Here is a 21887-nt window from a genome sequence, read left to right as displayed (position 1 = left end):
CCTGCACATGTTCCGCGGCCTGATGTACGGCTCGTACAAGAAGCCGCGCGAGCTGGTGTGGCTGCTGGGCATGCTGATCTTCCTGGTGCTGATGGCCGAGGCGTTCATGGGCTACGTGCTGCCGTGGGGCAACATGTCGTTCTGGGGCGCGAAGGTGATCATCTCGCTGTTCGGAACCATCCCCTACATCGGCGACTCGCTGGTGCAGTGGATCATGGGTGACTACATCCCGGCCGACGCCACGCTCAACCGCTTCTTCGCGTTGCACGTGATCGCGCTGCCGCTGGTGCTGCTGCTGCTGGTGGTGCTGCACATCGCCGCGCTGCACGAAGTGGGTTCAAACAACCCCGACGGCGTGGAGATCAAGAAGGGTCCGAAGGGCAACCGCTGGGACGCGCTCAAGCCGGCCGACGGCATTCCGTTCCACCCGTACTACACGGTGAAGGATCTGGTTGGCGTGGGCTTCTTCCTGCTGATCGCGGCCTTCATCATCTTCTTTGCGCCGACCTTCGGTGGCTGGTTCCTCGAGCACGACAACTTCATCCCGGCCAACAACCTGGTGACGCCGTCGCACATCAAGCCGGTGTGGTACTTCACCCCGTTCTACGCGATCTTGCGCATGATCCCGTCGTTCATGGGCACTGCCATCTGGGGCGTGCTGGGCATGTTCGGTGCCATCGCCCTGTTGTTCGCGATGCCGTGGATCGACGTCGGGCAGGTGAAGTCGATCCGCTATCGCGGCACCGGTTACAAGGTGGCGCTCGGCCTGTTCGTGCTGTCGTTCTTCATGCTCGGCGCCGTCGGTGCCGGCGTGACTGCCGAAGTGATCCCGGAGTGGTTCGGCAACGTCGACGTGACGTTCTGGGAAGGCCTGTTCGGCCGCGTAATGACCTTGATTTACTTCGGCTTCTTCGTCTTCCTCGGGCTCTACACGCGCCTGGGCTGGGAGACCACCAAGCCGGTTCCAGAACGGGTGACGATGCATGACTAAGCGTTATTTCTCCACGATCGCGCTAACACTCGGCCTGTTGGTCGGCAGCATGTCGGCGATGGCCTCCGAGGAAGGCGGCCTGCCGTCGGCGGGCACCAACATCAGCGACCAGGCATCGCTGCAGCGTGGCGCCAAGCTGTTCTTCAACTATTGCGTGGGCTGCCACTCGCTGAAGTTCATGCGCTATTCGCGCATCGGCGAGGACCTGGGCCTGTCCGAAGAAGAGGTGATGAAGAACCTCAACTTCACCGGCGCCAACTTCGGCGAGACGATCGAGTCGCACATGCCGGCGGCCGATGCGGCCAAGTGGTTCGGCAAGGCACCGCCGGATCTGTCGCTCGAGGTGCGCGCGAAGACCGCCGACTGGGTCTACGCATACCTCAACTCGTTCTACCTCGATCCGAGCCGCCCGGTGGGCTGGAACAACACCGTCTTCCCGAACGCCTCGATGCCGAATCCGCTGTGGGAACTGCAGGGCGTGCAGACGGCTGTGAAGAAGGACGGCGGCGAGGAAGTGGAGAAGCTGGAGCTGGCCAACCCGGGCAAGATGACCCCGGCGGAGTTCCAGCAGGCCACCCGTGACCTGACGAACTTCCTTGAGTACGCCTCCGAGCCGGCCGCGCTGCAGCGCAAGCACTACGGTATCTGGGTCCTGCTGTTCCTGGCTGGTTTCACCTTCCTGGCGTACATGCTCAAGAAGGAATACTGGAAAGACGTCCACTGATCGCGACGATAGTGGCAAGCGTGCGGCGGCCCCTGGCCGCCGCATTCCGTTGTTAGCTGGGGAGATTGCGCATGGTTCAAAGCGCCCGCTCGCGTACGGTGCTCACTCTGTACACCACCGCCGATGACATCCAGTGTCACCGGGTACGCCTCCTGCTCGCCGCCAAGGGCGTGAGCTACGAACGCGCGATGGTGGAGCCTGGCAAGCCGCCGGAAGACCTCGTCGACCTGAATCCCTATGCGACCACGCCGACCCTGGTGGATCGCGACCTCACCCTGTACGACACCTCGGTCGTCTGCGAGTACCTGGACGAGCGCTATCCGCATCCGCCGTTGATGCCGATCGATCCGCTCTCGCGGGCGCGGCTGCGTCTGGCGGCCGTGCGCATCGAGCGCGACTGGTTGCCGGAAGTGGACATCATCCGCGCCGGCGGCCGGCCGGCCGATGCCGCGCGCAAGCGCCTGCGCGAGCAATTGCTCGCCTCGCTGCCGCTGTTCAAGGCCGCCAAGTTCTTCCTTAATCCGGAGATGAGCCTGGCGGACTGCCTGGTGGCGCCGGTCGTGTGGCGGCTGCCGTGGTTGGGTGTGGATCTGGGCAAGGAGGGGCGTCCGATCCTCGATTACGGCGAGCGCCTGTTCCACAGCCAAGGCTATGCACGCAGCCTTACCGCTGAGGAAAAGGCGATGCGGCCCTGACGATGGCCCACGACGACACTCCCGCGATGACCTCCAATCGCCCGTACCTGCTGCGGGCGATCTATGACTGGATCACCGACAACAACCTGACGCCGTACATCCTCGTCGACGCGGCGCGCGAGGGCGTTCGCGTGCCGCCGCAGGTGATCAAGAACGGTCAGGTGGTGCTCAACCTGGCGATGCGTGCGGTGGCGAACCTCGACCTGGGCAACGAGTGGATCAGCTTCCAGGCCCGCTTCTCCGGGGTCAGCCAGTCCATCCTGATCCCGGTTGCGGCGGTGCTCGCGCTCTATGCCCAGGAAAACGGGCAGGGCATGATGTTTCCCGCCGAGGAAGGCGATGGTGGGGACGTGCCGCCACCGCCCACCGACGGTGGCGAGCCGCCGGGGGGCGCGGAAGGCGGTGCCGACGGCGACCGGCCTAAGCGCGGCGCGCCGCATCTGCGCGTCGTCAAGTAAGGCAGATCCCGCGGCGCAGGCAGATTCGTCTGGTGCGCCGCGGTCGGGTCTCGTCAGGGCTGCGCTCGATCGTCCGGCAATCGGCGGCGCAGCGGCACTACGTTGGCGCTGGTGGTTCCCAGCGGAGTCTGATCCATCGTGCGCGGCGGCGGGGGCGATTCTCCGGTGCCGCCCACCAGCCAGTGCACCGTCGGCAGGCTGAGGCCACTCACGCGCTGTCCTATCATCCACACGCGGCCTTGTTCGCGGTCGTCGCCACCCACGCTGACGTCGAAGCCGTAGCCGCGCTCCAGTCGTCGCTGGCCATCTAGCCGGCGCAGCCTGAGGGCGCGCAAGCCTACCGTTTCGTCCAGCAGTTGCAGCCCGTGCAGCTCGCAGTGCCGCCGCGCTGCGGCGACTGCCAGTTCGCGCGCGCGGGATAGCTTCATCCAGGCGGCGACGATGCCACCGAGGACGAGCAGGAGGAGAAGATCGCGCAGATTGCCCATGTCGGCAGTGTGTGTGCGGTGCAGGGGCTTCGCAAGGGGCGCCGGCCCGGCTCAGTCCAGGCGAAGGCGCAGCGACAGGTCGATGGCGCGCACGTGCTTGGTCAGCGCGCCCACGGACACGAAATCGACGCCGGTACGGCCAATGGCGCTGATGGTGTCGAGGTCAACGTTGCCGGAGACCTCAAGCGCGATCCGCCCGGCGGTGATCCGCACGGCTTCGCGCATCATCGGCAGGTCGAAGTTGTCGAGCATGATGCGGTCGACTCCGGCTTCCAGCGCCTGGGCCAGCTCGTCGAGGCTCTCCACCTCCACCTCCAGCGGCAGAGTGGGGTGCATGCGCCGCCCGGCGGCCACGGCCGCGGCGATGCCGCCAGCCGCCAGAATGTGGTTTTCCTTGATCAGCACGCCGTCGTACAGGCCGATGCGGTGGTTCCAACCGCCGCCGCAGCGCACCGCGTACTTCTGGGCCAAGCGCAGGCCAGGGACGGTCTTGCGGGTGTCGAGCAGGCGCGTGGCGGTGCCGGCCAGGGCCGCGACGTAACGGGCGGCCACCGTGGCCGTGCCGGACAGCAGTTGCAGGAAGTTGAGTGCAGAGCGTTCCGCGGTCACCAGTGCGCGAGCGTGCCCATGCAGGGTGCAGACCGCCGTATCCGCCGCCATCGTGTCGCCATCGCGGTGTCGCCACTCGATACGCACATCGGGGTCGAGCCGCCGGAAACAGGCGTCGAACCAGGGCGTTCCCGCCAGCACGGCCTGCTCACGGCAGGTGAGCACTGCGGTCGCATAGGCCGCAGCAGGCAGCAGATCTGCGGTGGCGTCGCCCGCGCCGATGTCTTCGGCGAAGGCGCGTGCCACATCAAGATCGATCAGCTCGGCGGGCGGCGGGGAAAAACGTTCGCCCTGGCTCATCCGCGCTCCGGCGCATCAGTGGCGGGCTGGCTGAGTCGGCCCACGATGGCATCCATGGCGCGGTCGAAGAACGCGTTGGAGGCCAGCACCCGGGCGCTGCCGCCAGCCAGCGAGGCGGCCAGCTCCTGCGGCGCAAAGTCGCCCACCTTGAGGCCGCGCCGGTTCACGAACAGGTAGCGGCCGCTCATCGGGCTGATCCACGACAGCTTGGCACGCTCGGCCGGGCCATCGGCGGGGCAGAACTCGATCCAGGTGCCGGGCTTCATGGCGCCGACCGCTTCCATCTGGGCCAGCACTTCCGGCGGCAGGATCTCCAGCGGCTCGTCCGGCTGGTCGGCCGGCATGAGCGCGCCTTCCTGGACGGTGTCGACGATCGACTGGATGCTCTCGGGAATCGCCGGCGGCGTCTGTTCGGATGCGACGGCGGCAGCCGGCCCGGCTTCCCCGAGCTGGAGGCGGTAGTAGGCGTGCAGCTGATCGAGCAGCCGCTCGACGTCGTTTTCCTGGAACGCGACGTTGGCCAGCCCGCGACGCAGGGCCCGCTCGATGCCCGGGAGCATCTGGCGCAGCGTGGAGCGGCTCTCCTCATCGTTGCCCAGGCGGGTGCTTGCAACGAATTCGTTGACGAAGCGCAGACCGTCGGCAAACTCCGGTGAGTCCTCGCCCTGCCGCAGCAGGATGAGCACCAGATAGTTCGCCCAGGCCCGTGCGAGCACGCCATGGACCAGCGGAGGAATCGGCTTGCCGTCGATACGCTCGAGAATTTCGCGAGCGGCGCGGCGACGCGCCTGCTCGAGCTTTTCGCGACCGCGGGTGGATTCGGCCACGCGCTGTTCGGCCAGCTCCGCGCGCTTGCGGGTCAGTTCCTGGAACTCCTGCAGATCGGCCAGCAGGCGGTCGAAGATGCCCATGTCGTCGTCGAATTCGTGCAGCAACTGCTCGACGATCGTCTTGACCTTGTCGTGCAGCCGGCGGTCCTTGTCCGACTCGTCCGACCAGCCCTTGGCCACATCAGCGAGGCTGTCGAGCAGGCGGCGGGCCGGATGCTGCCGATGCGCGAACAAGCGGCGGTCGAGGATCGCGGCCTTGAGATAGGGAATCTGCAGCCGGGCCAGCAGCACCTGCATCTGCGGCGGGAGATTGCGGTCTTCGAGGATGAACTCGAAGAGCATGCTGACCAGGTCAATAGTGTCTTCGTCGATCGACGAGACGTGGTTCGGGCGTTCGCCACGCAACGATCCGATCTGGTTGAGCAGATGCTCCTTGAGCGTGGCGACCTCGTGGGCGATGTCGAGGTCGGTTGCCACGCCCGGGTTCGCGCTGGCGCTGCCCGCGCCGGGCGCGAACAGCACCTGACTGGCCAGCTGGTTCTGCAGCACGCTGAGGGCGCCGAGCAGCTCGTTCGCGGTGGGAATGGTCTGCGGCCCGGCGCTGCCGCCGCCGGTCGAGTCGTGGCCACCGCGACGCGCCGTGAACAGCGCATGCAGGGTATTGAGCAGATTGCCCGCGTCTTCGGCCGAGACTTCGCCACCGCTCTGCGCGGCACCGCCGGCCGCGCCCGGGCGATTGCCCGCAGCCGCGGGCGAGGCGCCACGGACCACGCCTTGGCGCAGCTGCGGCAGCACGCCGGCGCGCACCAGCTCGGTGTTGAGCTCCTGGTAGAGCTCCTCCAGGCCGGACAGTACGTACCGATCGAACAGCTTGTAGATGATCAGCTTGACGCGCATGTCCGCCGACAGTTCGCGCATCGCCTGGCGGAAGGTCTGGGTCAGTACGGCCGGCCCGACCGGATTGGTGGCATCGTCCACCTTGATGCCGCCGCAGATGACGGACAGGCGCTGGTTCAACGCGAACAGGTCGCGGGTGATGCGCGACTCGTTCTTGCTGATCATGCTGGTGATAGCGAGCGATTCCTCGAGCTCGTTCTCGCCGACCAGGCTGAGCTCGATGCTGCCCAGTGAGGGAGACGCAGGTTCGGCCACCGCCGAGCGGCGGTTGGCGGCGAATTCGGTCAGCTCACGGCTGAACTGGGCCAGGTAGGTGCGCTCGACGGCCGGCCGGCGCTTGCGCACTTCGCGCATGCCGTCGAAGTAATGCATTTGCGCGGCGTTGTTTTCCGCCTTTTCGGCCAGGTCGAACAGGGCGTCATCGACGTGCTCGAACATGTTGCCGAGCAGCGCCTGCAGGCGCCGGCTGGCCATGTCGCGCACCGAGTGCAACAGCCCGCCCAGGCGCTCGGGCGATTCCGGGCGCTGGTTGAGGTTGACGATCTTGCTTGGTTCGATGGCGTCTTTCATCGCCGCCCCCCGAGGCGAGGCCCCCTGGACATCAGCGACCGCAACGGCCGCACGAGAGCAGACAATAAGCCGAAATCGGCCGTGATGTCATGCGCTGGGCAACAGTTTTGGGCTCAGGCCGCCGGCAGATCGCCCAGTTGCAGGGTGCCGATCCCTTCCTCGGGCAGCATGACCGGAATGCCGTCCTCGACCCGATAGATCACCTTGCCGTCGACGGTGATCAGCGCCTCGTCGATCCGGGCGGTCACGGCCTGGCCGCCCACCGTCTGCAGCGTGCCCGCCCCAATGGCCCGGTTGGCGGCCTCCAGCTCCGTCCGCGACGCGGGCCGAACCGGCGTTTTGCTGACCGGGCAACAGAGGATGTCGAGCAGGCGCTTGTCCATGGATGCGGGGTGTCGGTGCCGGGGAAAGCCCTTACAATAGCGGCTTTTGGACGGTCCAGCCATGACGACAACTGCATTGCCGCCGCGCGTTGGCGTGGTCATGGGCTCCCGCTCGGACTGGGAGACCATGCAGCATGCCGCCGAGCTGCTCGCCGAGCTTGGCGTGGCCCATGAAGTGCAGGTGGTCTCGGCCCATCGCACGCCCGACCTGCTGTTCCAGTACGCCGAACAGGCGGTGGACCGCGGCATCCAGGTGATCATCGCCGGGGCCGGCGGCGCGGCGCATCTGCCGGGCATGCTGGCTGCCAAGACCCGTCTTCCCGTATTCGGTGTGCCGGTGCAGTCCAAGGCGCTCAACGGCATGGACTCGCTGCTGTCGATCGCGCAGATGCCCGCGGGCATTCCGGTGGGGACGCTGGCGATCGGCCGGGCCGGCGCGGTGAACGCTGCGCTGCTCGCCTGCGCCGTGCTGGCCTTGCACGATCCCGCTCTGGCGCGGGCGCTGGAAGGTTACCGCGCGCGCCAGACCCTCAACGTGCTCGACAACCCGGATCCGCGCGCATGAGCGAGCGTCGACAGCCGGTTCTGGGCATTCTCGGTGGCGGGCAGCTGGCGCGCATGCTGGCGATCGCCGGCGCGCCGCTCGGTGTGCAGACGCTGGTGGTCGATGGCACCGCGGACGCCTGTGCCGGGCAGGTCGCCCCGCTGGTGGTGGCCGACTGGCACGACCAGGCCGCCCTGGGCGAATTCGCACGCAAGGTCGATGCGGTGACGTTCGATTTCGAGAACGTGCCGGCCGACACGGCGCACTGGCTGGCCGAGCGCGTAGCGGTGTTCCCGAACCCCCGCGCGTTGGCGGTGGCCCAGGATCGCCTGGCGGAGAAAACCCTGTTTCGTGATTGCGGCCTGGCGACGCCCGAGTTCGTGCCGGTCGACACCCGTGCCGACCTCGATCGCGCGCTGGCCGTCACCGGTGCCCCGGCGATCCTCAAGACGCGGCGGCTGGGTTACGACGGCAAGGGCCAGTTCCGTTTGCGCACGGCAGAGGACGCCGACGCGGCGTGGGCGGCGCTGGGCACGCAGGCGGCCGCGCACGGCCTGATCCTCGAGGCCTTCGTACCGTTCGAGCGTGAGCTTTCGGTGTTGGCGGTACGCGGCCGCGATGGCGATTTCCGTACCTGGCCGCTCACCCGCAACTGGCACACCGATGGCGTGCTCAGCCTGAGCCTGGCGCCGGCGCCGGATATCGACACGCTGCAGCCGCACGCTACTGCATTGGCACGCACGCTCGCCGAACGGCTCGACTACGTCGGCGTGTTCGCGCTGGAGCTGTTCGTGAAGGACGGCGAGCTGCTCGGCAACGAGATGGCGCCGCGCGTGCACAACTCCGGGCACTGGACCATCGAAGGGGCTCATACCAGCCAGTTCGAGAATCACGTGCGCGCCGTGCTTGGCCTGCCGCTGGGCGACACCGGCGCGCGCGGTGCCTCGCTGATGTTCAACTGGATCGGCGCGCTGCCCGATCCGGCTCCGGTGCTGCACACCGTCGACGGCCACTGGCACGACTACGGCAAGCAGGCACGGCCGGGTCGCAAGGTCGGTCATGCGACGGTGTGCGCGCCGGATGCCTCGACGCTGGTGGAGCGGGCCGAGGCGCTGGCCCAGGTGATCGGCTGGGAGCAGCCGGTGGCGGCCGTGCGCGGTGCCTTCGGCGACTGATCCGGGCGCGAGCGAACGGCGGGCACAAAAAAAGCGGAGCCGGTGACGGCTCCGCTTTTTCATGGGTGATAGCGAAATCAGGCCAGGTTCTTGGCCGCGAAGTCCCAGTTCACCAGGTTCCAGAACGCTTCCAGGTACTTCGGGCGGGCGTTGCGGTAGTCGATGTAGTACGCGTGCTCCCACACATCGGCGGTGAACAGCGGCTTGTCGCTGCCGGTGATCGGCGTGGCGGCGTTGGAGGTGTTGACGATGCCCAGCGAACCGTCCGGACGCTGCACCAGCCAGGTCCAGCCCGAGCCGAAGTTGCCGGTGGCCGACTTGGTGAACTCTTCCTTGAACTTCTCGAACGAGCCGAACGCCTTGGTGATCGCGTCGGCCAGCTTGCCGCTCGGCTCGCCGCCGCCGTTGGGCTTCATCGAGTTCCAGTAGAAGGTGTGGTTCCACACCTGGGCGGCGTTGTTGAACACGCCGCCGGAGGACTTCTTGACGATGTCTTCCAGGGGCGCGTCCTCGAACTCGGTGCCCTTGATCAGGTTGTTGAGGTTGGTGACGTAGGCCTGGTGGTGCTTGCCGTAGTGGTACTCCAGCGTCTCGGCGGAGATATGCGGCTCGAGGGCATTCTTTTCGTAGGGCAGGGCGGGCAGTTCGATCGCCATGACTTTGGCTCCTTGACGTTGGCTTAAGAGGGGAATTGGGCTTGCCGCGCCTGCGCGGCGCCGGGGAAGCGGCTGATACACTAGCGGCTTGCCTGCATTGTAGTGATGAATACCCGAGCTATGGACGTCAACGAACGAATCAAGGCGGTGCTCGCCGAGCACGCCATGGTGCTCTTCATGAAGGGCACGCCGCAGTATCCGATGTGCGGTTTCTCCAGCCGGGCCGTGCAGGCGCTGGAGGCGGCGGGAGCATCGTTCCACGCGGTGAACGTCCTGGCCGATCCGGAAATCCGCGCCGCGCTGCCGCACTACGCCAACTGGCCGACCTTCCCGCAGTTGTTCATCCAGGGCGAGTTGATCGGCGGCTGCGACATCATCGAAGACCTGCATGCGGCCGGTGAGCTGGAGCGCATGGCCAACGACGTGCTTGGGGCGCTGCACGGATGACCATGTCGCGCGTGAACGAGTACGCGCCGGCGCCTGCCGGCGCGTTGGCCGAACGCGTGGTGCTGGTCACCGGCGCCTGCGGCGGTCTGGGGACCGCGACGGCGAAGGCGGCGGCACGGGCCGGTGCCACCGTGATCATCACGGGGCGGCGCAAGCGCCAGCTGGAGCAGCTGTACGACGCGATGCTGCAGGAGCATCTGCCCGAGCCGGTGATCCACCCAATGGACATCGAGAGCGCCACGCCGGTCGACTATGAAGCGCTGGTCGATGGCATCGAGCGCGACCTCGGTCGACTCGACGGCATCGTGCACGCCGCGGTGAGCTTCCCCGGCCTCACGCCGCTGGCCATGCACAAGCCCGACCAGTTCCTGCGCGCGATGCATGTGAACGTGTCCGCGCCGTTTGCGCTTACCCAGGCATGCCTGCCGCTGCTGGCGAGGTCGCCAGACAGTGCCGTGATATTCGTGCTGGACGATCCAGAGCTGCTGGCGCGGGCGCACTGGGGTGCCTACGGCGCCTCCAAGGCGGCGCTGGAGCGCATGGCCGAGATCCTGCACCAGGAAAACGACCGTGGCGCCGTGCGCGTGCAGTGCCTGCTGCCCGGGCCGATGCGCACCGCGCTGCGCCGCGAGGCGTACTTCGGCGAGGATACGCTGCGCCACCCGCCGCCGGACGCCGCGGCCGAGGCGGTCGTTTACCTGCTCAGTCCGCAGGGCGTCGCCGCGCGCGGTGCGGTGCTGGATCTGCGCAAGGCTTGACCGGCCGTACTTCACCCCTTGCGGGGCGTTTCACCAACACACAGGGGCTGTATCCATGGAAGCGCAGATGACCACCCTGTCGGCGGGAATCCTGCTGTTCCTGATCATGGATCCGCTGGGCAACATCCCGTTTTTCCTGAGCCTGCTCAAGGATGTGCCGCCGCGCCGCCGGCGCGTGGTGATGGTACGCGAGCTGTTGATCGCACTGGGCGTGCTGCTGGGGTTCCTGGTCGGCGGCCAGTTGATCCTCAAGGCGCTGCAGTTGCGGCAGGAATCGATCAGCATTGCCGGCGGCATCGTGCTGTTCCTGATAGGCATCCGCATGGTGTTCCCGCCGGCTGACGGCGGCGGCATCTTCGGCAAGCCGGGGCAGGGCGAGCCGTTCATCGTGCCGATGGCGATTCCCGGCGTGGCCGGTCCTTCGGCGATGGCCGCGCTGCTGCTGCTGACCAACACCCAGCCCGGCCGCACCGCGGACTGGGCGATGGCTCTGGTACTTGCCTGGCTAGCCACCTCGGTGATCCTGCTCAGTTCTACTTACCTGTTCCGCTGGTTGGGCGAGAGCGTGCTCACGGCGCTGGAGCGGGTGATGGGCATGCTGCTGATCGCCCTGTCGGTGCAGATGTTCCTCGGCGGTGTGGCGGCTTACCTGCACCTGACTGTTTGAAATCCTGCCGTCGGCCGGGCCGTCGAGCGGCTGTCATAATTGGGCGCCAGCATGCAGGCACTCCAGGGAGACGGTCATGCTCAGCATCGATAAAAGCCTCGTCGAGCGCCTGCCGTGGCTCGCTCAGCACCCGCGTATCCGCCGCCCTGTCGCCGGGATGCTCGGGCGGCTCGCCGACGAGGCGGGGTTCAATCGCGTCCTGAAGGCCGTGGGCGATGTCCGCGGCCTCGATTTCGTCGACCGCACGCTGGACACATTGGGCGCCAGCTATCGCATCAATCCCCGCGAGCGGGAAAACATTCCGGTCGATGGGCCGGTGCTCGTGGTGGCCAACCACCCGCTGGGCATGGTCGACGCGCTGGCGCTGCTGCACCTGGTTGGCTCGGTGCGCCCGGACGTCCGCATCCTGGGCAACGACTGGCTGGCGCTGGTGGAGCCACTGCGTCCGCTGCTGCTCCCAGTGGACGTGTTCGGCAAGGGCGCGGCATCGAAGATGCGCAACATCTATCGCGCCCTGGACAACGGTGAGGCGCTGATCGTGTTTCCGGCCGGCGAGGTGTCGCGGCTGGGGCCGGGTGGGCTGCGCGATGGGGCGTGGTCCGATGGCTTCGCGCGCCTGGCCCTGCGCAGCAAGGCGCCGGTGTTGCCCATCCACGTCGCCGCGCGCAATTCGGCGATGTTCTACGGCGTGTCCATGTTCGCCAAGCCGCTGTCCACCGCCATGCTGCCGCGCGAGGCGGTGACCCCGGCGCGGCAGCAGCGCATTGGTTTCAGTGTCGGTGCGCTGGTGGGCGCCGAGGAGCTGGAGCAGCGCAGCGGCGGCGATCCGGCGCAGGGGGCCAAGCTCATGCGCCGCCATGTCTACCGGGTGGGCCGCCGTCGCGGCCTGATCTTCGGTGGTCAGGCGCCGCTGGCCCACCCGGAGCCGACCGAGCGCGTGGTGGCCGGACTGGCTGCCGAGGCGGAAAAGCTGGCTGATCTCGCCGATGGCAAGCAGGTGCTGCTGTTGCAGGGTTCACCCGACAGTGCGGTGTTGCGCGAGATTGGTCGCCTGCGCGAGCTGACCTTCCGCAAGGTGGGCGAGGGAACCGGCGCCCGCCGCGACCTCGACGCCTACGACGCGTATTACGAGCATCTGGTGCTGTGGGACCCCAAGGCGCTGCGCATCGTCGGCTCGTATCGCTTCGGGCACGGCGGGCGAATCATCGCCGAGCGTGGCATGGCGGCGCTCTACACTTCCAGCCTGTTCAATTACTCGCCGGCGCTGGAATCGCGACTGGCGCAGGGGTTGGAGCTGGGCCGCAGCTTCATTGCGCCGGCGTACTGGAAGTCGCGCGCGCTCGATCAGCTGTGGCAGGGCATCGGCCTGTACCTGCAACGTCATCGTGAGCTGCGCTACCTGTTCGGTCCGGTAAGCATGTCGGTGAACCTGCCGCGTGAGGCGCGCGAGTGGATTGCGGCGGCCCACCAGCACTACTTCGGTCAGCCGGGACTGGCGGCGGCGCGGCAGCCGTTCGTGGTCTCCCCCGATGTCGTGAGCATGGTGCGCGAGGCGCTGGCGGGGCTGGAGCCGGCCGAGGGGCTGGGCAAGCTCAAGCATCATCTCGATGCGCTGGGCGTCAGTCTGCCCGTGCTCTATCGCCAGTACGTGGACTTGGTCGAGCCCCAGGGCGTGCAGTTCCTCGATTTCGGCGAGGATCCGGGCTTCTCCGGCTGCGTCGATGGCCTGGTGATGCTCGATCTGGCCAACCTCAAGCCCGCCAAACGGGCCCGTTACCTCGGCAAGGCCTAGCCGGGGGCTATATCGCTTGTCGATGCGCCCCGCCTCAGGGCGGGGCTTCCGGCGCGTGCAGTGAATTCGTTACAAAACTGTCATACACTACCGTTAAAGTCGGTTTAACAATCAGTTGGCAGGTGGGGTGGACCCGCCGCAACCCGTGTCTCCGACACCAGCACCACAAAAAAACCGGGGAAAAGCACCGTCGTCCTTGAAGCCTGGCTGCCGCCGGGCATTCGTACGTTCTTGCTTTTTTTGCCCACCGATTTCCGTTGCGAACCAAAGGGTCGATACCGAATGAACAGTCGAATCCGCTCCAAAGTCCTGCCGTTTGCCATCGCGTCGTTGCTGGCTGTGTCGGCACCGGCCTTCGCGCAGGACACGTCGTCCTCCATCAGTGGCCGCGTGCTTGATGCCAGCGGCCAGCCGGTCGCCAATGCCACTGTGCAAATCGTGCACGAGCCCTCGGGCACCACCAAGGTGGTGACGACGGATGCCAGCGGTCGCTATGCCGCGCAGGGCCTGCGCGTGGGTGGTCCGTTCGATGTGAAAGTCAGCAAGGACGGTACCGAGGCCGACCAGAACAACGTTTACCTGCAACTGGGTCAAGAATCGGCGATCAACGTCACGATGACCACGGCCTCTGCTCAGCAGGCCACCGAGCTGGGCGGCGTGACCGTTTCGGCCAGCACGCTGGCACAGACGTTCAGTCCTGACAATAAGGGAATTTCCACGAACGTCTCGCGCCGAGAGATTGAGGCTACTCCGACCCCCGATCGATCGATCCAGAACATCGTGCGCCTCGACCCGCGCATCGTGATCACCGACCGCGAGCGTGGCGAGTTCTCCGCGATCGGTCAGAACAGCCGCTACAACAACATCACTGTCGATTCGGTCAGCGCGAACGATCCGTTCGGCTTGAACGCGAACGGCCTGCCGACCCTGGCCACGCCGATCTCGCAGGACACGATCGAGGAATACAACATCTCCACGGCCAACTACGACACGGCGATCCGCCGCGGCGTCGGTGCCAACGTCAACGCCGTCACCAAGAGCGGTACCAACGACTTCCACGGTTCGGTCTACTACGTATTCCAGAACCAGAACATGATCGGCAAGAACGAGATCGACCGTAAGTACACCGCATTCGATCGCCAGTGGACCGGTGGCGCCACCGTCGGTGGCCCGATCATCAAGGACAAGCTGTTCTTCTTCCTGTCGGCCGAAAAGAGCACCAAGGTTGCCGCAGGCAGCCCGTACGGTCCGGAGGACTCCAGCGCCTCGTCGCCGATCGCCGGCCTGACCTCCGCCGAGGTGCAGCAGGTGATCGATGCCGCCAAGGCCAAGGGCCTGCCCGACCCGGGCACCTACGGCGGTGGCAACTCGAACCTGCAGGACAAGCGCTACCTCGGCAAGATCGACTGGAACATCACCGACAACCATCGCGCGAGCTTCACCTACAGCCAGACCAAGGAGACCAAGCCGGTCATCACCGGGTCGAGCACCAAGCTGGTGCTGAACAGCGGCTGGTACACCACCAACGTCAACAGCAAGAGCTACGCGCTGCACTTCTACGACGACTGGTCGGAGAACTTCTCCACCGACACCACGCTGTCCTACGCCAGCTTCGACCAGCTGCGCGGTCCCTACAACGGCGTGGCCAGTCCGGATGTCACGGTCTACCCGACCACCTACAGTGATGGAACGGCGGTCGAGTTCGGCACCGAGTACTCCAGTCAGGCCAACGTGCTCAAGACCAGCACGCTGAACTTCGCCTGGGCCGGCACCTATTACGCCGGTGACCATACCCTCAAGGGTGGTTTCGATTTCGAGCGCGACAAGTTCTACAACCTGTTCATGCAGAACGCGTACGGCAGCTACACGTTCGAAGACGGTAACGGCATGACCGGCCTGCAGAACTTCCTGGCAGGTAACTACTACAGCTATTACTACAACCGTCCGGCCAACGGTCTGGGCCTCGGCGACGTCGCGGCCAACTACGGCATCAAGCAGTGGGGCGTGTTCCTGCAGGATACCTGGCAGGTCACCAACAACCTGTCGGTGCAGTACGGCGTGCGCGTGGACATCCCGCTGATGAGCGACAAGCCGCTGTACAACGCGACCTTCGCCCAGGCGCCGGGCGTGGGCGCCAACGGTGCGGCTACCGGTGGGTTCGGTCGCTCCAACCAGACCACCATCAACGGCAACCGCGTGGTACAGCCGCGCATGTCGTTCAACTACACCTTCGACACCGAGCACCTGACCCAGTTGCGTGGTGGTGCGGGCCTGTTCATCGCCAATCCGCCGAACGTGTGGGTGGGCAACATCTTCTCCAACTCGGGCGTGACGCAGACCCAGTTCGTCTGCGGCAACTCGTCGAAGACCTGCTCCGGCGCCAACGCGCCGGCCTTCAGCGCCGATCCGTACAACCAGAACGATGGCGTGCTGACCGCCGGCAAGATGACGGTGAATACCGTCGAGCCGGGTTTCCGCATGCCGAGCGCCTGGAAGCTCTCCCTGGGCTTCGACAAGGAGCTGCCGTGGTGGGGCCTGATCGCGACCGTCGACTATGAGCACATCAAGCAGCGCGATGCGATCCTGTACCAACATCTGAACCTGGGTGCCCCGAATGGCGTGCTGCCCGATGGCCGCGAGAGCTTCTACAAGAGGATGGACCTCAATCCAAAGGCCTCCGGCAACTTCACCCGTACCAACGCCAACCCGGCCTTCAACGACGTGATCAACCTGGCCAACACCAGCCGCGGCAAGGCCGACAGCCTCGCCCTGTCGCTGAAGAAGCCGTTCTCGGAAGACTGGTCCGGCATGATCGGCTTCACCTGGAGCCGTGCCACCGAGGTCAACCCGGGCACGTCCAGCGTGGCGACGTCGAACTACAAGTACAACTTCGTCACCAACCCGAACGAAAACAAGGCGAGCCCGTCCAACTACTCGATCCCGCGTCGTGTACTGGCCAGCCTTAACTGGCAGCACCGCTTCTTCGGTGACTACGCCACCAGCGCCAGCATCATGTACGACGGCCACAACGCCGCGCCGTACAGCTGGGCCTTCGGCAACGACGCCAACGGCGACGGCTACGTCAACGACCTCGTCTACATCCCGCATCCGGGTGACATCGAGTTCCGCGGCAACGTGAGCCAGCAGAAGATCGACAGCTTCTACGCCTACATCCAGCAGAACGACTACCTGAAGGATCACCAGGGCCAGATCGCCGGCCGCAACGGCGACCGCGCAGGCTGGATCAACCAGATCGACCTGAGCTTCAGCCAGGAAATCCCGGGCATCTTCAAGGGCAACAAGGGCATCGTCCGGCTGGACGTCTACAACTTCACCAACCTGCTGAACAAGCACTGGGGCATCGAGCACCGCGTCGACTTCCCGGGCGGCCGCTCCCTGGCCGACTACTACGGCGTCGATCCGGTCACCGGCAAGTACATCTACGACATCTCGTCGGCGAACTACACCGGTGCCAACGGTGGCTACGCGCCGAAGGCGATTCCGACGTATGCCAACTCGGGCGACGACCTCGCCCAGCGCTGGTCGGTGCTGCTGACGGTGAAGTACACGTTCTAAACAAGCCATTGGTTTTTGATGTAGTTCGAACCGGCGCCTGTGAGGGCGCCGGTTTTTTTTCTGCCTTGACCGTGACATGGCGGCGGGGGATGCTTGGCGGTCCGCCACGGCGCTGCATGAGGCAGTGGGTCGTCAGCGGCAGGAGAGTTTGCGGATGAACGAGATTCACGCCGGCGTTGTCGGCAAGGCCCCCACCGTCAGCGCGCGCATTTCGCCCGCCGGTGGCCTGGACATTCTTTCGCGCAACGAAGTGGCGCGGTTGCGCGATGCCAGCGGTTCGGGCATGCATGCGCTGCTGCGACGCTGCGCCTTGGCCGTGCTGACCTCGGGCAGCATGAGCGACGACCCGCGCTCGATGTTCGAGCAGTACCCCGAGTTCGACATCCAGGTGCTGCAGCAGGATCGCGGCATCAAGATTGAGCTCACGCACGCACCCGCCCAGGCCTTCGTGGACGGCCAGATCATCCGCGGCATCAACGAGCTGCTGGTCGCCGTGGTGCGCGACATCGTCTACGTGTCGACCCAGCTGGAGCAGGGCGGTTTCGACCTCGACGACACCGTGGGTCTGACCCACGCCGTGTTCGAGATCCTGCGTAACGCGCGCATCCTCAAACCGCAGATCGATCCCAACCTGGTAGTGTGCTGGGGCGGCCATTCGATCTCGCGCGACGAGTACGAGTACACCAAGCAGGTCGGCTACCAGCTCGGTTTGCGCGGCATGGACATCTGCACGGGTTGCGGCCCGGGCGCGATGAAGGGACCGATGAAGGGCGCGACCATCGCTCACGCCAAGCAGCGCCGGCGCAACAACCGTTACATCGGCATCACCGAGCCGGGCATCATCGCGGCCGAGTCGCCAAACCCGATCGTCAACCAGCTGGTGATCATGCCGGACATCGAGAAGCGCCTGGAGGCCTTCGTACGCATGGGTCACGGGATCATCGTGTTCCCCGGCGGCGTGGGCACAGCGGAGGAAATCCTCTATCTGCTGGGCATCCTGCTGCACCCGGACAACGCCGGCGTGCCGTTCCCGCTGATCTTCACCGGGCCGCGGCAGTCGGCCGCCTACTTTGAGCAGATCGACCGCTTCCTACGGCTGACGCTGGGCGAAGAGGTGGCGCAGCACTACCAGATCGTGGTGGACGATCCGGCGGCGGTGGCGCGGGCGATGGTCAAGGGCGTGGACAAGGTGCGCAACCACCGCCTGGACAACAAGGACGCGTTCTTCTTCAACTGGGCGCTCAACATCCCGTTCGCGTTCCAGGTGCCGTTCCGGCCGACCCACGAAGCGATGCGTTCGCTGGCGATTCATCGCGAGCGTCCGCGCCACGAGCTGGCGGCGGATCTGCGTCGAGCGTTTTCCGGCATCGTCGCGGGCAACGTGAAGGAAGAGGGGGTGCGTGCCATCGAGCAGCACGGCCCGTTCGACATCGATGGCGAGGCCGACATCATGCGTTCGCTCGACGAGCTGCTGCAGGCATTCGTCGCGCAGCACCGCATGAAACTGCCCGGCGGCACGGCCTACGTGCCTTGCTATCGGGTGCGCTCGGCCTGATCGAAAAGCACCCGGCAGCGTCTTGACAGCCCGGGTCTGCCTCGACAAACTACGCAGCTCACGCCCGAATAGCTCAGCTGGTTAGAGCACTTGACTGTTAATCAGGGGGTCGTTGGTTCGAGTCCAACTTCGGGCGCCATCTTCAGCGAAAAAGCCGGCCTTGCGCCGGCTTTTTTGTGTGCGTCTTCGACCGTAGCCCGGGTCAGCCGTCCCTGGCGCAGGCGGAGGTCTGCGTCTTCGTGGGTCGGTCACCGCGGATGCGTCCGGCATTGGATACCACCACGTTCAAGCCACGCTCGCCCTGTCCCTCCAGGCACATGGTAAGGGTCAGGTTGCTCCCGGCGGCGCTGCCGTCCGGGTGAAAGCGCACGCGGTAGCGCCCCGGGCTGCTGCGAACGTGCAGGCGGGTATCGCTTGATGTGCCCGTGTACAGGGGCTGGTGGTCCGGTTGATAGTCGCCATCGCGATCCTCGCCAATCAGCCAGCCCTGGTCCCAGGTGGAACTCGCCTGGCATTGTTCGCCGTCGCTGCTGGGACAGAACACGACCGGCACACCATGCATGACAGCGGCTTCGCGGGCATGCTGCAGCCCGGCGATGTAATCCATTTGTGTCGATTGCAATCGGTTGCGCGAAACCAGGCCGCCCAGCGACGGCGCCGCGATGCTCACCAGCACGGCCAGGATGGCCAGCGCCATGATCTGTTCGATGAGCGTGATGCCGGATTGGCCGGTATGGCCGCGGCGTCCGTTCCTATAAGGCATGCCTGCGCTCCTGCGTGGTCCATGGCGATGCTAGGCGTGGTGTCGCGGGCAGGCTGCCGCTCGATGCGGCCGGAGGCCGTCGGAGGCTGCTGACAGGCTCTGTCAGGAGGGGCGATTTAAAATGCGGGTCCGCGCCCGCATCTCGACCGCCATGACTGAACGATTCGAGCTCGTTTCCCCTTATCAGCCCTCGGGCGATCAGCCGCAGGCGATCGAGCGCCTGAGCGAAGGCTTTGAAGCCGGCCTGGCGGCGCAGACTCTGCTGGGCGTGACGGGGTCGGGCAAGACCTACACGATTGCGAACGTTATCCAGCGGGTGCAGCGGCCGACCATCGTGATGGCTCCGAACAAGACGCTGGCGGCGCAGCTGTACGGCGAGTTCAAGGAGTTCTTCCCGCACAACGCGGTGGAGTACTTCGTCAGCTACTACGACTACTACCAGCCTGAAGCCTACGTGGTGGCGTCGGACACCTTCATCGAGAAGGACGCCTCGATCAACGAGCACATCGAGCAGATGCGGCTGGCTGCGACCAAGGCGCTGCTGTCGCGGCGCGATTCGATCATCGTGGCCACGGTGTCGGCGATCTACGGCCTGGGCAATCCGGAGGATTACCTCTCGCTGCGCCTGATCCTCGCCCGCGGCGAGCGCATCGAGCAGCGCCAGCTGATCCGCCAGCTCACCGAGCTGCAGTACAGCCGCAACGAGATGGAGCTGCGCCGCGGCACCTACCGCGTACGCGGCGAGATCATCGACGTGTTCCCGGCCGAGTCGGAAACCGAGGCCCTGCGCATCGAGCTGTTCGACGGTGAGGTGGAGAACCTGGCGCTGTTCGATCCGCTGACCGGCGAGGTCATCCGCAAGGTGCCCCGCTATACGGTGTATCCGCGCACGCATTACGCCTCCACCCGCGAGAGCGTGCTCAATGCTATCGAGACGGTGAAGGTCGAGCTGAAGGAGCGGCTGGACCAGCTCTACGGCAACAACAAACTGCTCGAGGCGCAGCGGCTGGACCAGCGCACCCGCTTCGATATCGAGATGATGGCCGAGGTCGGTTACTGCCAGGGCATCGAGAACTACTCGCGCCACCTGACCCGCCGCCTGCCGGGCGAGCCGCCGCCTACGCTGTTCGACTACCTGCCGGCCGACGGTCTGCTGGTGATCGACGAGTCGCACGTCACCGTCCCCCAGCTCGGTGCCATGTACAAGGGCGACCGCTCGCGCAAGGAGACGCTGGTGGAGTTCGGCTTCCGCCTGCCCTCGGCGATGGACAACCGCCCGCTGCGTTTCGAGGAGTGGGAGCAGCGCGTGCCGCGGGCGATCTACGTCTCGGCCACGCCGCGGGATTACGAGTTGCAGAAATCCGGCGACGCGGTGGTCGAGCTGGTGGTGCGCCCGACCGGCCTGGTCGATCCGGAGGTCGAGGTTCGGCCAGTGCGGACCCAGGTCGACGACCTGCTCGGCGAGGTGCGCAAGCAGATCGCGATGGGCGACCGTACCTTGGTCACCACGCTGACCAAGCGCATGGCCGAAAACCTCACCGAATACCTGGCCGAGCACGACATCAAGGTGCGCTACCTGCATTCGGACATCGAGACGGTCGAGCGCAGCGAGATCATCCGCGACCTGCGCCTGGGCGAGTTCGACGTGCTGGTAGGCATCAACCTGCTGCGCGAGGGCCTGGACATGCCGGAGGTGTCGCTGGTGGCCGTGCTGGATGCCGACAAGGAAGGCTTCCTGCGCTCCACCGGCTCGCTGATCCAGACCATCGGCCGCGCAGCGCGCAACGTGCGCGGCCGTGCGATTCTCTATGCCGACGAAGTCACCCGCTCGATGCAGGCGGCGATGGACGAGACGGCGCGCCGCCGCGAGAAGCAAGTTGCGTATAACGAAGCGCATGGCATCACGCCGCAGACCGTGGTGCGGCGCATCGCCGACATCATGGAAGGTGCCCGCAGCGAGGCGCCGGCTGGCAAGGGGCGCGGCAAGCGCGGCGCGGGGCGCGAGCGCGAGAAGGCCGTGGCCGAGCCCGCCGCTGGATACGAGTCGCTCAATCCCCAGCAGCTTTCCGCCGCGATCAAGAAGCTCGAGGCGCAGATGTACAAGCACGCGCAGAACCTGGAGTTCGAGGAGGCCGCGCGCGTCCGCGACCAGATCGGCCAGCTGCGCGAGCAGGCCCTGCGCTAGCGGCGCGTTGCAGTTGCGCGGGTTTTGCAGCTTTGGCTATACTTCGCGGCTCTTGGGCGGTTAGCTCAGCGGTAGAGCACTACCTTGACATGGTAGGGGTCACAAGTTCGATCCTTGTACCGCCCACCAAGATTTCGAACAGGCCGGCAGCAATGCCGGCCTGTTTGCATGAGGGCCACCGGTTTTCGCCCGAGGCGGCGCCCGCGAGCCAGCGAAAACCGTTGCGCGTTTCCATCCCGCGCAACCGGCATCGAGGGGTGCTGCGACGGACTTGGGTCCGCCACGCTCGATACCGGTTCACCCCAAGGGCGCCCTCCAACGAAGGAGGCCGTACCATGTCCGCATCACCCCGATTCCGTCTCGCGTTCGCCACGTCCGTGCTGGTACCTGGCATCCATCCGGACGATGCCCATCTCGCCGACTGCCTGCGCGAGCGCGGCATCGAGCCCACCGCCTGCGTGTGGAACGACCCCGCCGTGGACTGGGCCGGCTTCGACGCGGTGCTGATGCGTTCGACCTGGGACTACTTCCAGCACTACGCGGCCTTCCTGCAATGGCTCGACCGCCTGCCGGTGCCACTGATCAACGACCGCGCACTGGTGCGCTGGAACAGCGACAAGCGCTACCTGCTGGACCTGGCCGCGCAAGGCGTGGACATCATCCCCACCCGGCTGGCCACGGCCGCCGAGCTGCCGGCCTGCACCCGGGCGATGGCGGGGCAGGAGCTGATCGTCAAGCCGACCGTCAGCGGCACCGCCTGGCACACCGTCCGCGGCCGCGCCGGCGAGCCGGCTTTCGAGGCGGCGCTGGCCGCGCTGCCGCGG

Annotated in this window: 20 protein-coding genes, 2 tRNA genes and 1 riboswitch; of the genes, 16 read left to right on the top strand and 6 right to left on the bottom strand. The window is 66.2% G+C overall.

Annotated elements, in window-relative coordinates; translation table 11 throughout:
• From ACTHJF_RS05485 to ACTHJF_RS05470, 4 genes are all read left to right on the top strand, one after another.
• A partial coding sequence (locus ACTHJF_RS05485; RefSeq protein ID WP_440266227.1) for a cytochrome b occupies positions 1-991 on the top strand: 991 nt, incomplete at its 5' end.
• Positions 984-1715 (top strand): cytochrome c1, encoded by a 732-nt coding sequence (locus ACTHJF_RS05480; RefSeq protein ID WP_440266226.1) that lies wholly within the window; start codon positions 984-986, stop codon positions 1713-1715. The genes ACTHJF_RS05485 and ACTHJF_RS05480, both read left to right, overlap by 8 nt.
• A 71-nt stretch (positions 1716-1786) precedes the next feature.
• Positions 1787-2410 (top strand): glutathione S-transferase N-terminal domain-containing protein, encoded by a 624-nt coding sequence (locus tag ACTHJF_RS05475; RefSeq protein WP_431634107.1) that lies wholly within the window; start codon positions 1787-1789, stop codon positions 2408-2410.
• A 2-nt stretch (positions 2411-2412) separates the two neighbouring features.
• Positions 2413-2868, top strand: a complete 456-nt coding sequence (locus ACTHJF_RS05470; RefSeq protein ID WP_440266225.1) for a ClpXP protease specificity-enhancing factor — start codon at positions 2413-2415, stop codon at positions 2866-2868.
• Positions 2869-2921: 53 nt separating this feature from the next.
• On the opposite strand, the gene ACTHJF_RS05465 is transcribed toward ACTHJF_RS05470, so the two are convergent.
• The 4 genes from ACTHJF_RS05465 to ACTHJF_RS05450 all read right to left on the bottom strand — a co-directional run bounded on the left by ACTHJF_RS05465 (position 2922) and on the right by ACTHJF_RS05450 (position 6945).
• Complete coding sequence (locus ACTHJF_RS05465) at positions 2922-3356, bottom strand: DUF3301 domain-containing protein (RefSeq protein ID WP_440266224.1); 435 nt, start codon at positions 3354-3356, stop codon at positions 2922-2924.
• Positions 3357-3407: 51 nt separating this feature from the next.
• Complete coding sequence (gene nadC, locus ACTHJF_RS05460; RefSeq protein ID WP_440266223.1) at positions 3408-4265, bottom strand: carboxylating nicotinate-nucleotide diphosphorylase; 858 nt, start codon at positions 4263-4265, stop codon at positions 3408-3410.
• Entirely contained in the window at positions 4262-6562 is a 2301-nt protein-coding gene (locus tag ACTHJF_RS05455; RefSeq protein ID WP_440266222.1) for a DUF1631 domain-containing protein, read from the bottom strand. The genes nadC and ACTHJF_RS05455 overlap by 4 nt, the downstream gene beginning before the upstream one ends.
• Positions 6563-6675: 113 nt before the next feature.
• Positions 6676-6945, bottom strand: coding sequence for a Trm112 family protein (locus tag ACTHJF_RS05450; protein ID WP_440266221.1), 270 nt, complete (start codon positions 6943-6945; stop codon positions 6676-6678).
• A gap of 61 nt (positions 6946-7006) precedes the next feature.
• Here ACTHJF_RS05450 and purE point away from each other — a divergent pair, with 61 nt between their 5' ends.
• Together purE and ACTHJF_RS05440 are read left to right on the top strand one after the other, a co-directional pair.
• A complete protein-coding gene (purE, locus tag ACTHJF_RS05445; RefSeq protein ID WP_440266220.1) occupies positions 7007-7510 on the top strand; it encodes a 5-(carboxyamino)imidazole ribonucleotide mutase in 504 nt (167 codons plus the stop codon).
• Positions 7507-8664, top strand: a complete 1158-nt coding sequence (locus tag ACTHJF_RS05440; RefSeq protein ID WP_440266219.1) for a 5-(carboxyamino)imidazole ribonucleotide synthase — start codon at positions 7507-7509, stop codon at positions 8662-8664. Before purE ends, ACTHJF_RS05440 begins: the two co-directional genes overlap by 4 nt.
• A 77-nt stretch (positions 8665-8741) precedes the next feature.
• Here ACTHJF_RS05440 and sodB read toward each other — a convergent pair whose 3' ends face one another.
• Positions 8742-9320 (bottom strand): superoxide dismutase [Fe], encoded by a 579-nt coding sequence (gene sodB / locus ACTHJF_RS05435; protein ID WP_440256862.1) that lies wholly within the window; start codon positions 9318-9320, stop codon positions 8742-8744.
• Between the two features lie 120 nt (positions 9321-9440).
• Here sodB and grxD point away from each other — a divergent pair, with 120 nt between their 5' ends.
• The 7 genes from grxD (at position 9441) to ACTHJF_RS05400 (ending at position 18254) form a co-directional block, all read left to right on the top strand.
• A complete protein-coding gene (grxD, locus tag ACTHJF_RS05430) occupies positions 9441-9767 on the top strand; it encodes a Grx4 family monothiol glutaredoxin (protein WP_440266228.1) in 327 nt (108 codons plus the stop codon).
• 2 nt (positions 9768-9769) lie between these two features.
• Positions 9770-10525, top strand: coding sequence for an SDR family NAD(P)-dependent oxidoreductase (locus ACTHJF_RS05425; RefSeq protein WP_440266218.1), 756 nt, complete (start codon positions 9770-9772; stop codon positions 10523-10525).
• Positions 10526-10592: 67 nt separating this feature from the next.
• Positions 10593-11192 (top strand): YhgN family NAAT transporter, encoded by a 600-nt coding sequence (locus ACTHJF_RS05420; protein ID WP_431634097.1) that lies wholly within the window; start codon positions 10593-10595, stop codon positions 11190-11192.
• A gap of 76 nt (positions 11193-11268) precedes the next feature.
• Complete coding sequence (locus ACTHJF_RS05415; RefSeq protein ID WP_440266217.1) at positions 11269-12984, top strand: GNAT family N-acyltransferase; 1716 nt, start codon at positions 11269-11271, stop codon at positions 12982-12984.
• 282 nt (positions 12985-13266) lie between these two features.
• Positions 13267-16560, top strand: coding sequence for a TonB-dependent receptor (locus tag ACTHJF_RS05410; RefSeq protein ID WP_440266216.1), 3294 nt, complete (start codon positions 13267-13269; stop codon positions 16558-16560).
• Between the two features lie 154 nt (positions 16561-16714).
• Entirely contained in the window at positions 16715-18115 is a 1401-nt protein-coding gene (gene ppnN, locus ACTHJF_RS05405) for a nucleotide 5'-monophosphate nucleosidase PpnN (RefSeq protein ID WP_431634094.1), read from the top strand.
• Positions 18116-18177: 62 nt separating this feature from the next.
• Positions 18178-18254, top strand: a tRNA-Asn gene (locus ACTHJF_RS05400).
• A gap of 63 nt (positions 18255-18317) precedes the next feature.
• Here the strand turns inward: ACTHJF_RS05400 and ACTHJF_RS05395 are convergent.
• Positions 18318-18812 carry a GspH/FimT family pseudopilin gene (locus ACTHJF_RS05395; protein WP_440266215.1) on the bottom strand — a complete coding sequence of 165 codons (495 nt, stop codon included), beginning with the start codon at positions 18810-18812 and terminating at the stop codon, positions 18318-18320.
• A 217-nt stretch (positions 18813-19029) separates the two neighbouring features.
• Here ACTHJF_RS05395 and uvrB point away from each other — a divergent pair, with 217 nt between their 5' ends.
• The 3 genes from uvrB to ACTHJF_RS05380 form a co-directional block, all read left to right on the top strand.
• On the top strand, positions 19030-21063 hold the full coding sequence (uvrB, locus tag ACTHJF_RS05390; protein ID WP_440266214.1) for an excinuclease ABC subunit UvrB: 2034 nt from the start codon (positions 19030-19032) through the stop codon (positions 21061-21063).
• Between the two features lie 54 nt (positions 21064-21117).
• Positions 21118-21192 (top strand) — tRNA-Val (locus ACTHJF_RS05385).
• Positions 21193-21309: 117 nt separating this feature from the next.
• Positions 21310-21384, top strand: a riboswitch (S-adenosyl-L-homocysteine riboswitch).
• Between the two features lie 14 nt (positions 21385-21398).
• Positions 21399-21887 (top strand): ATP-grasp domain-containing protein (locus ACTHJF_RS05380; RefSeq protein ID WP_440266213.1); only part of this gene is annotated, 489 nt, incomplete at its 3' end.

Origin of the sequence: Dyella sp., assembly GCF_051962475.1 — a bacterium.
Lineage (GTDB): Bacteria > Pseudomonadota > Gammaproteobacteria > Xanthomonadales > Rhodanobacteraceae > Dyella_A.
This window is presented reverse-complemented; position numbering and strand designations above follow the sequence as displayed.

Coding starts and splice junctions, on each gene's coding strand:
- ACTHJF_RS05425 (WP_440266218.1), top strand. CDS start 9,770: ATGTCGCGCGTGAACGAGTACGCGCCGGCGCCTGCCGGCGCGTTGGCC.
- grxD (WP_440266228.1), top strand. CDS start 9,441: ATGGACGTCAACGAACGAATCAAGGCGGTGCTCGCCGAGCACGCCATG.
- ACTHJF_RS05440 (WP_440266219.1), top strand. CDS start 7,507: ATGAGCGAGCGTCGACAGCCGGTTCTGGGCATTCTCGGTGGCGGGCAG.
- ACTHJF_RS05395 (WP_440266215.1), bottom strand. CDS start 18,812: ATGGCGCTGGCCATCCTGGCCGTGCTGGTGAGCATCGCGGCGCCGTCG.
- uvrB (WP_440266214.1), top strand. CDS start 19,030: ATGACTGAACGATTCGAGCTCGTTTCCCCTTATCAGCCCTCGGGCGAT.
- ACTHJF_RS05420 (WP_431634097.1), top strand. CDS start 10,593: ATGACCACCCTGTCGGCGGGAATCCTGCTGTTCCTGATCATGGATCCG.
- ACTHJF_RS05410 (WP_440266216.1), top strand. CDS start 13,267: ATGAACAGTCGAATCCGCTCCAAAGTCCTGCCGTTTGCCATCGCGTCG.
- ACTHJF_RS05480 (WP_440266226.1), top strand. CDS start 984: ATGACTAAGCGTTATTTCTCCACGATCGCGCTAACACTCGGCCTGTTG.
- purE (WP_440266220.1), top strand. CDS start 7,007: ATGACGACAACTGCATTGCCGCCGCGCGTTGGCGTGGTCATGGGCTCC.
- ACTHJF_RS05465 (WP_440266224.1), bottom strand. CDS start 3,356: ATGGGCAATCTGCGCGATCTTCTCCTCCTGCTCGTCCTCGGTGGCATC.
- ppnN (WP_431634094.1), top strand. CDS start 16,715: ATGAACGAGATTCACGCCGGCGTTGTCGGCAAGGCCCCCACCGTCAGC.
- ACTHJF_RS05450 (WP_440266221.1), bottom strand. CDS start 6,945: ATGGACAAGCGCCTGCTCGACATCCTCTGTTGCCCGGTCAGCAAAACG.
- ACTHJF_RS05415 (WP_440266217.1), top strand. CDS start 11,269: ATGCTCAGCATCGATAAAAGCCTCGTCGAGCGCCTGCCGTGGCTCGCT.
- ACTHJF_RS05470 (WP_440266225.1), top strand. CDS start 2,413: ATGGCCCACGACGACACTCCCGCGATGACCTCCAATCGCCCGTACCTG.
- ACTHJF_RS05455 (WP_440266222.1), bottom strand. CDS start 6,562: ATGAAAGACGCCATCGAACCAAGCAAGATCGTCAACCTCAACCAGCGC.
- nadC (WP_440266223.1), bottom strand. CDS start 4,265: ATGAGCCAGGGCGAACGTTTTTCCCCGCCGCCCGCCGAGCTGATCGAT.
- ACTHJF_RS05475 (WP_431634107.1), top strand. CDS start 1,787: ATGGTTCAAAGCGCCCGCTCGCGTACGGTGCTCACTCTGTACACCACC.
- sodB (WP_440256862.1), bottom strand. CDS start 9,320: ATGGCGATCGAACTGCCCGCCCTGCCCTACGAAAAGAATGCCCTCGAG.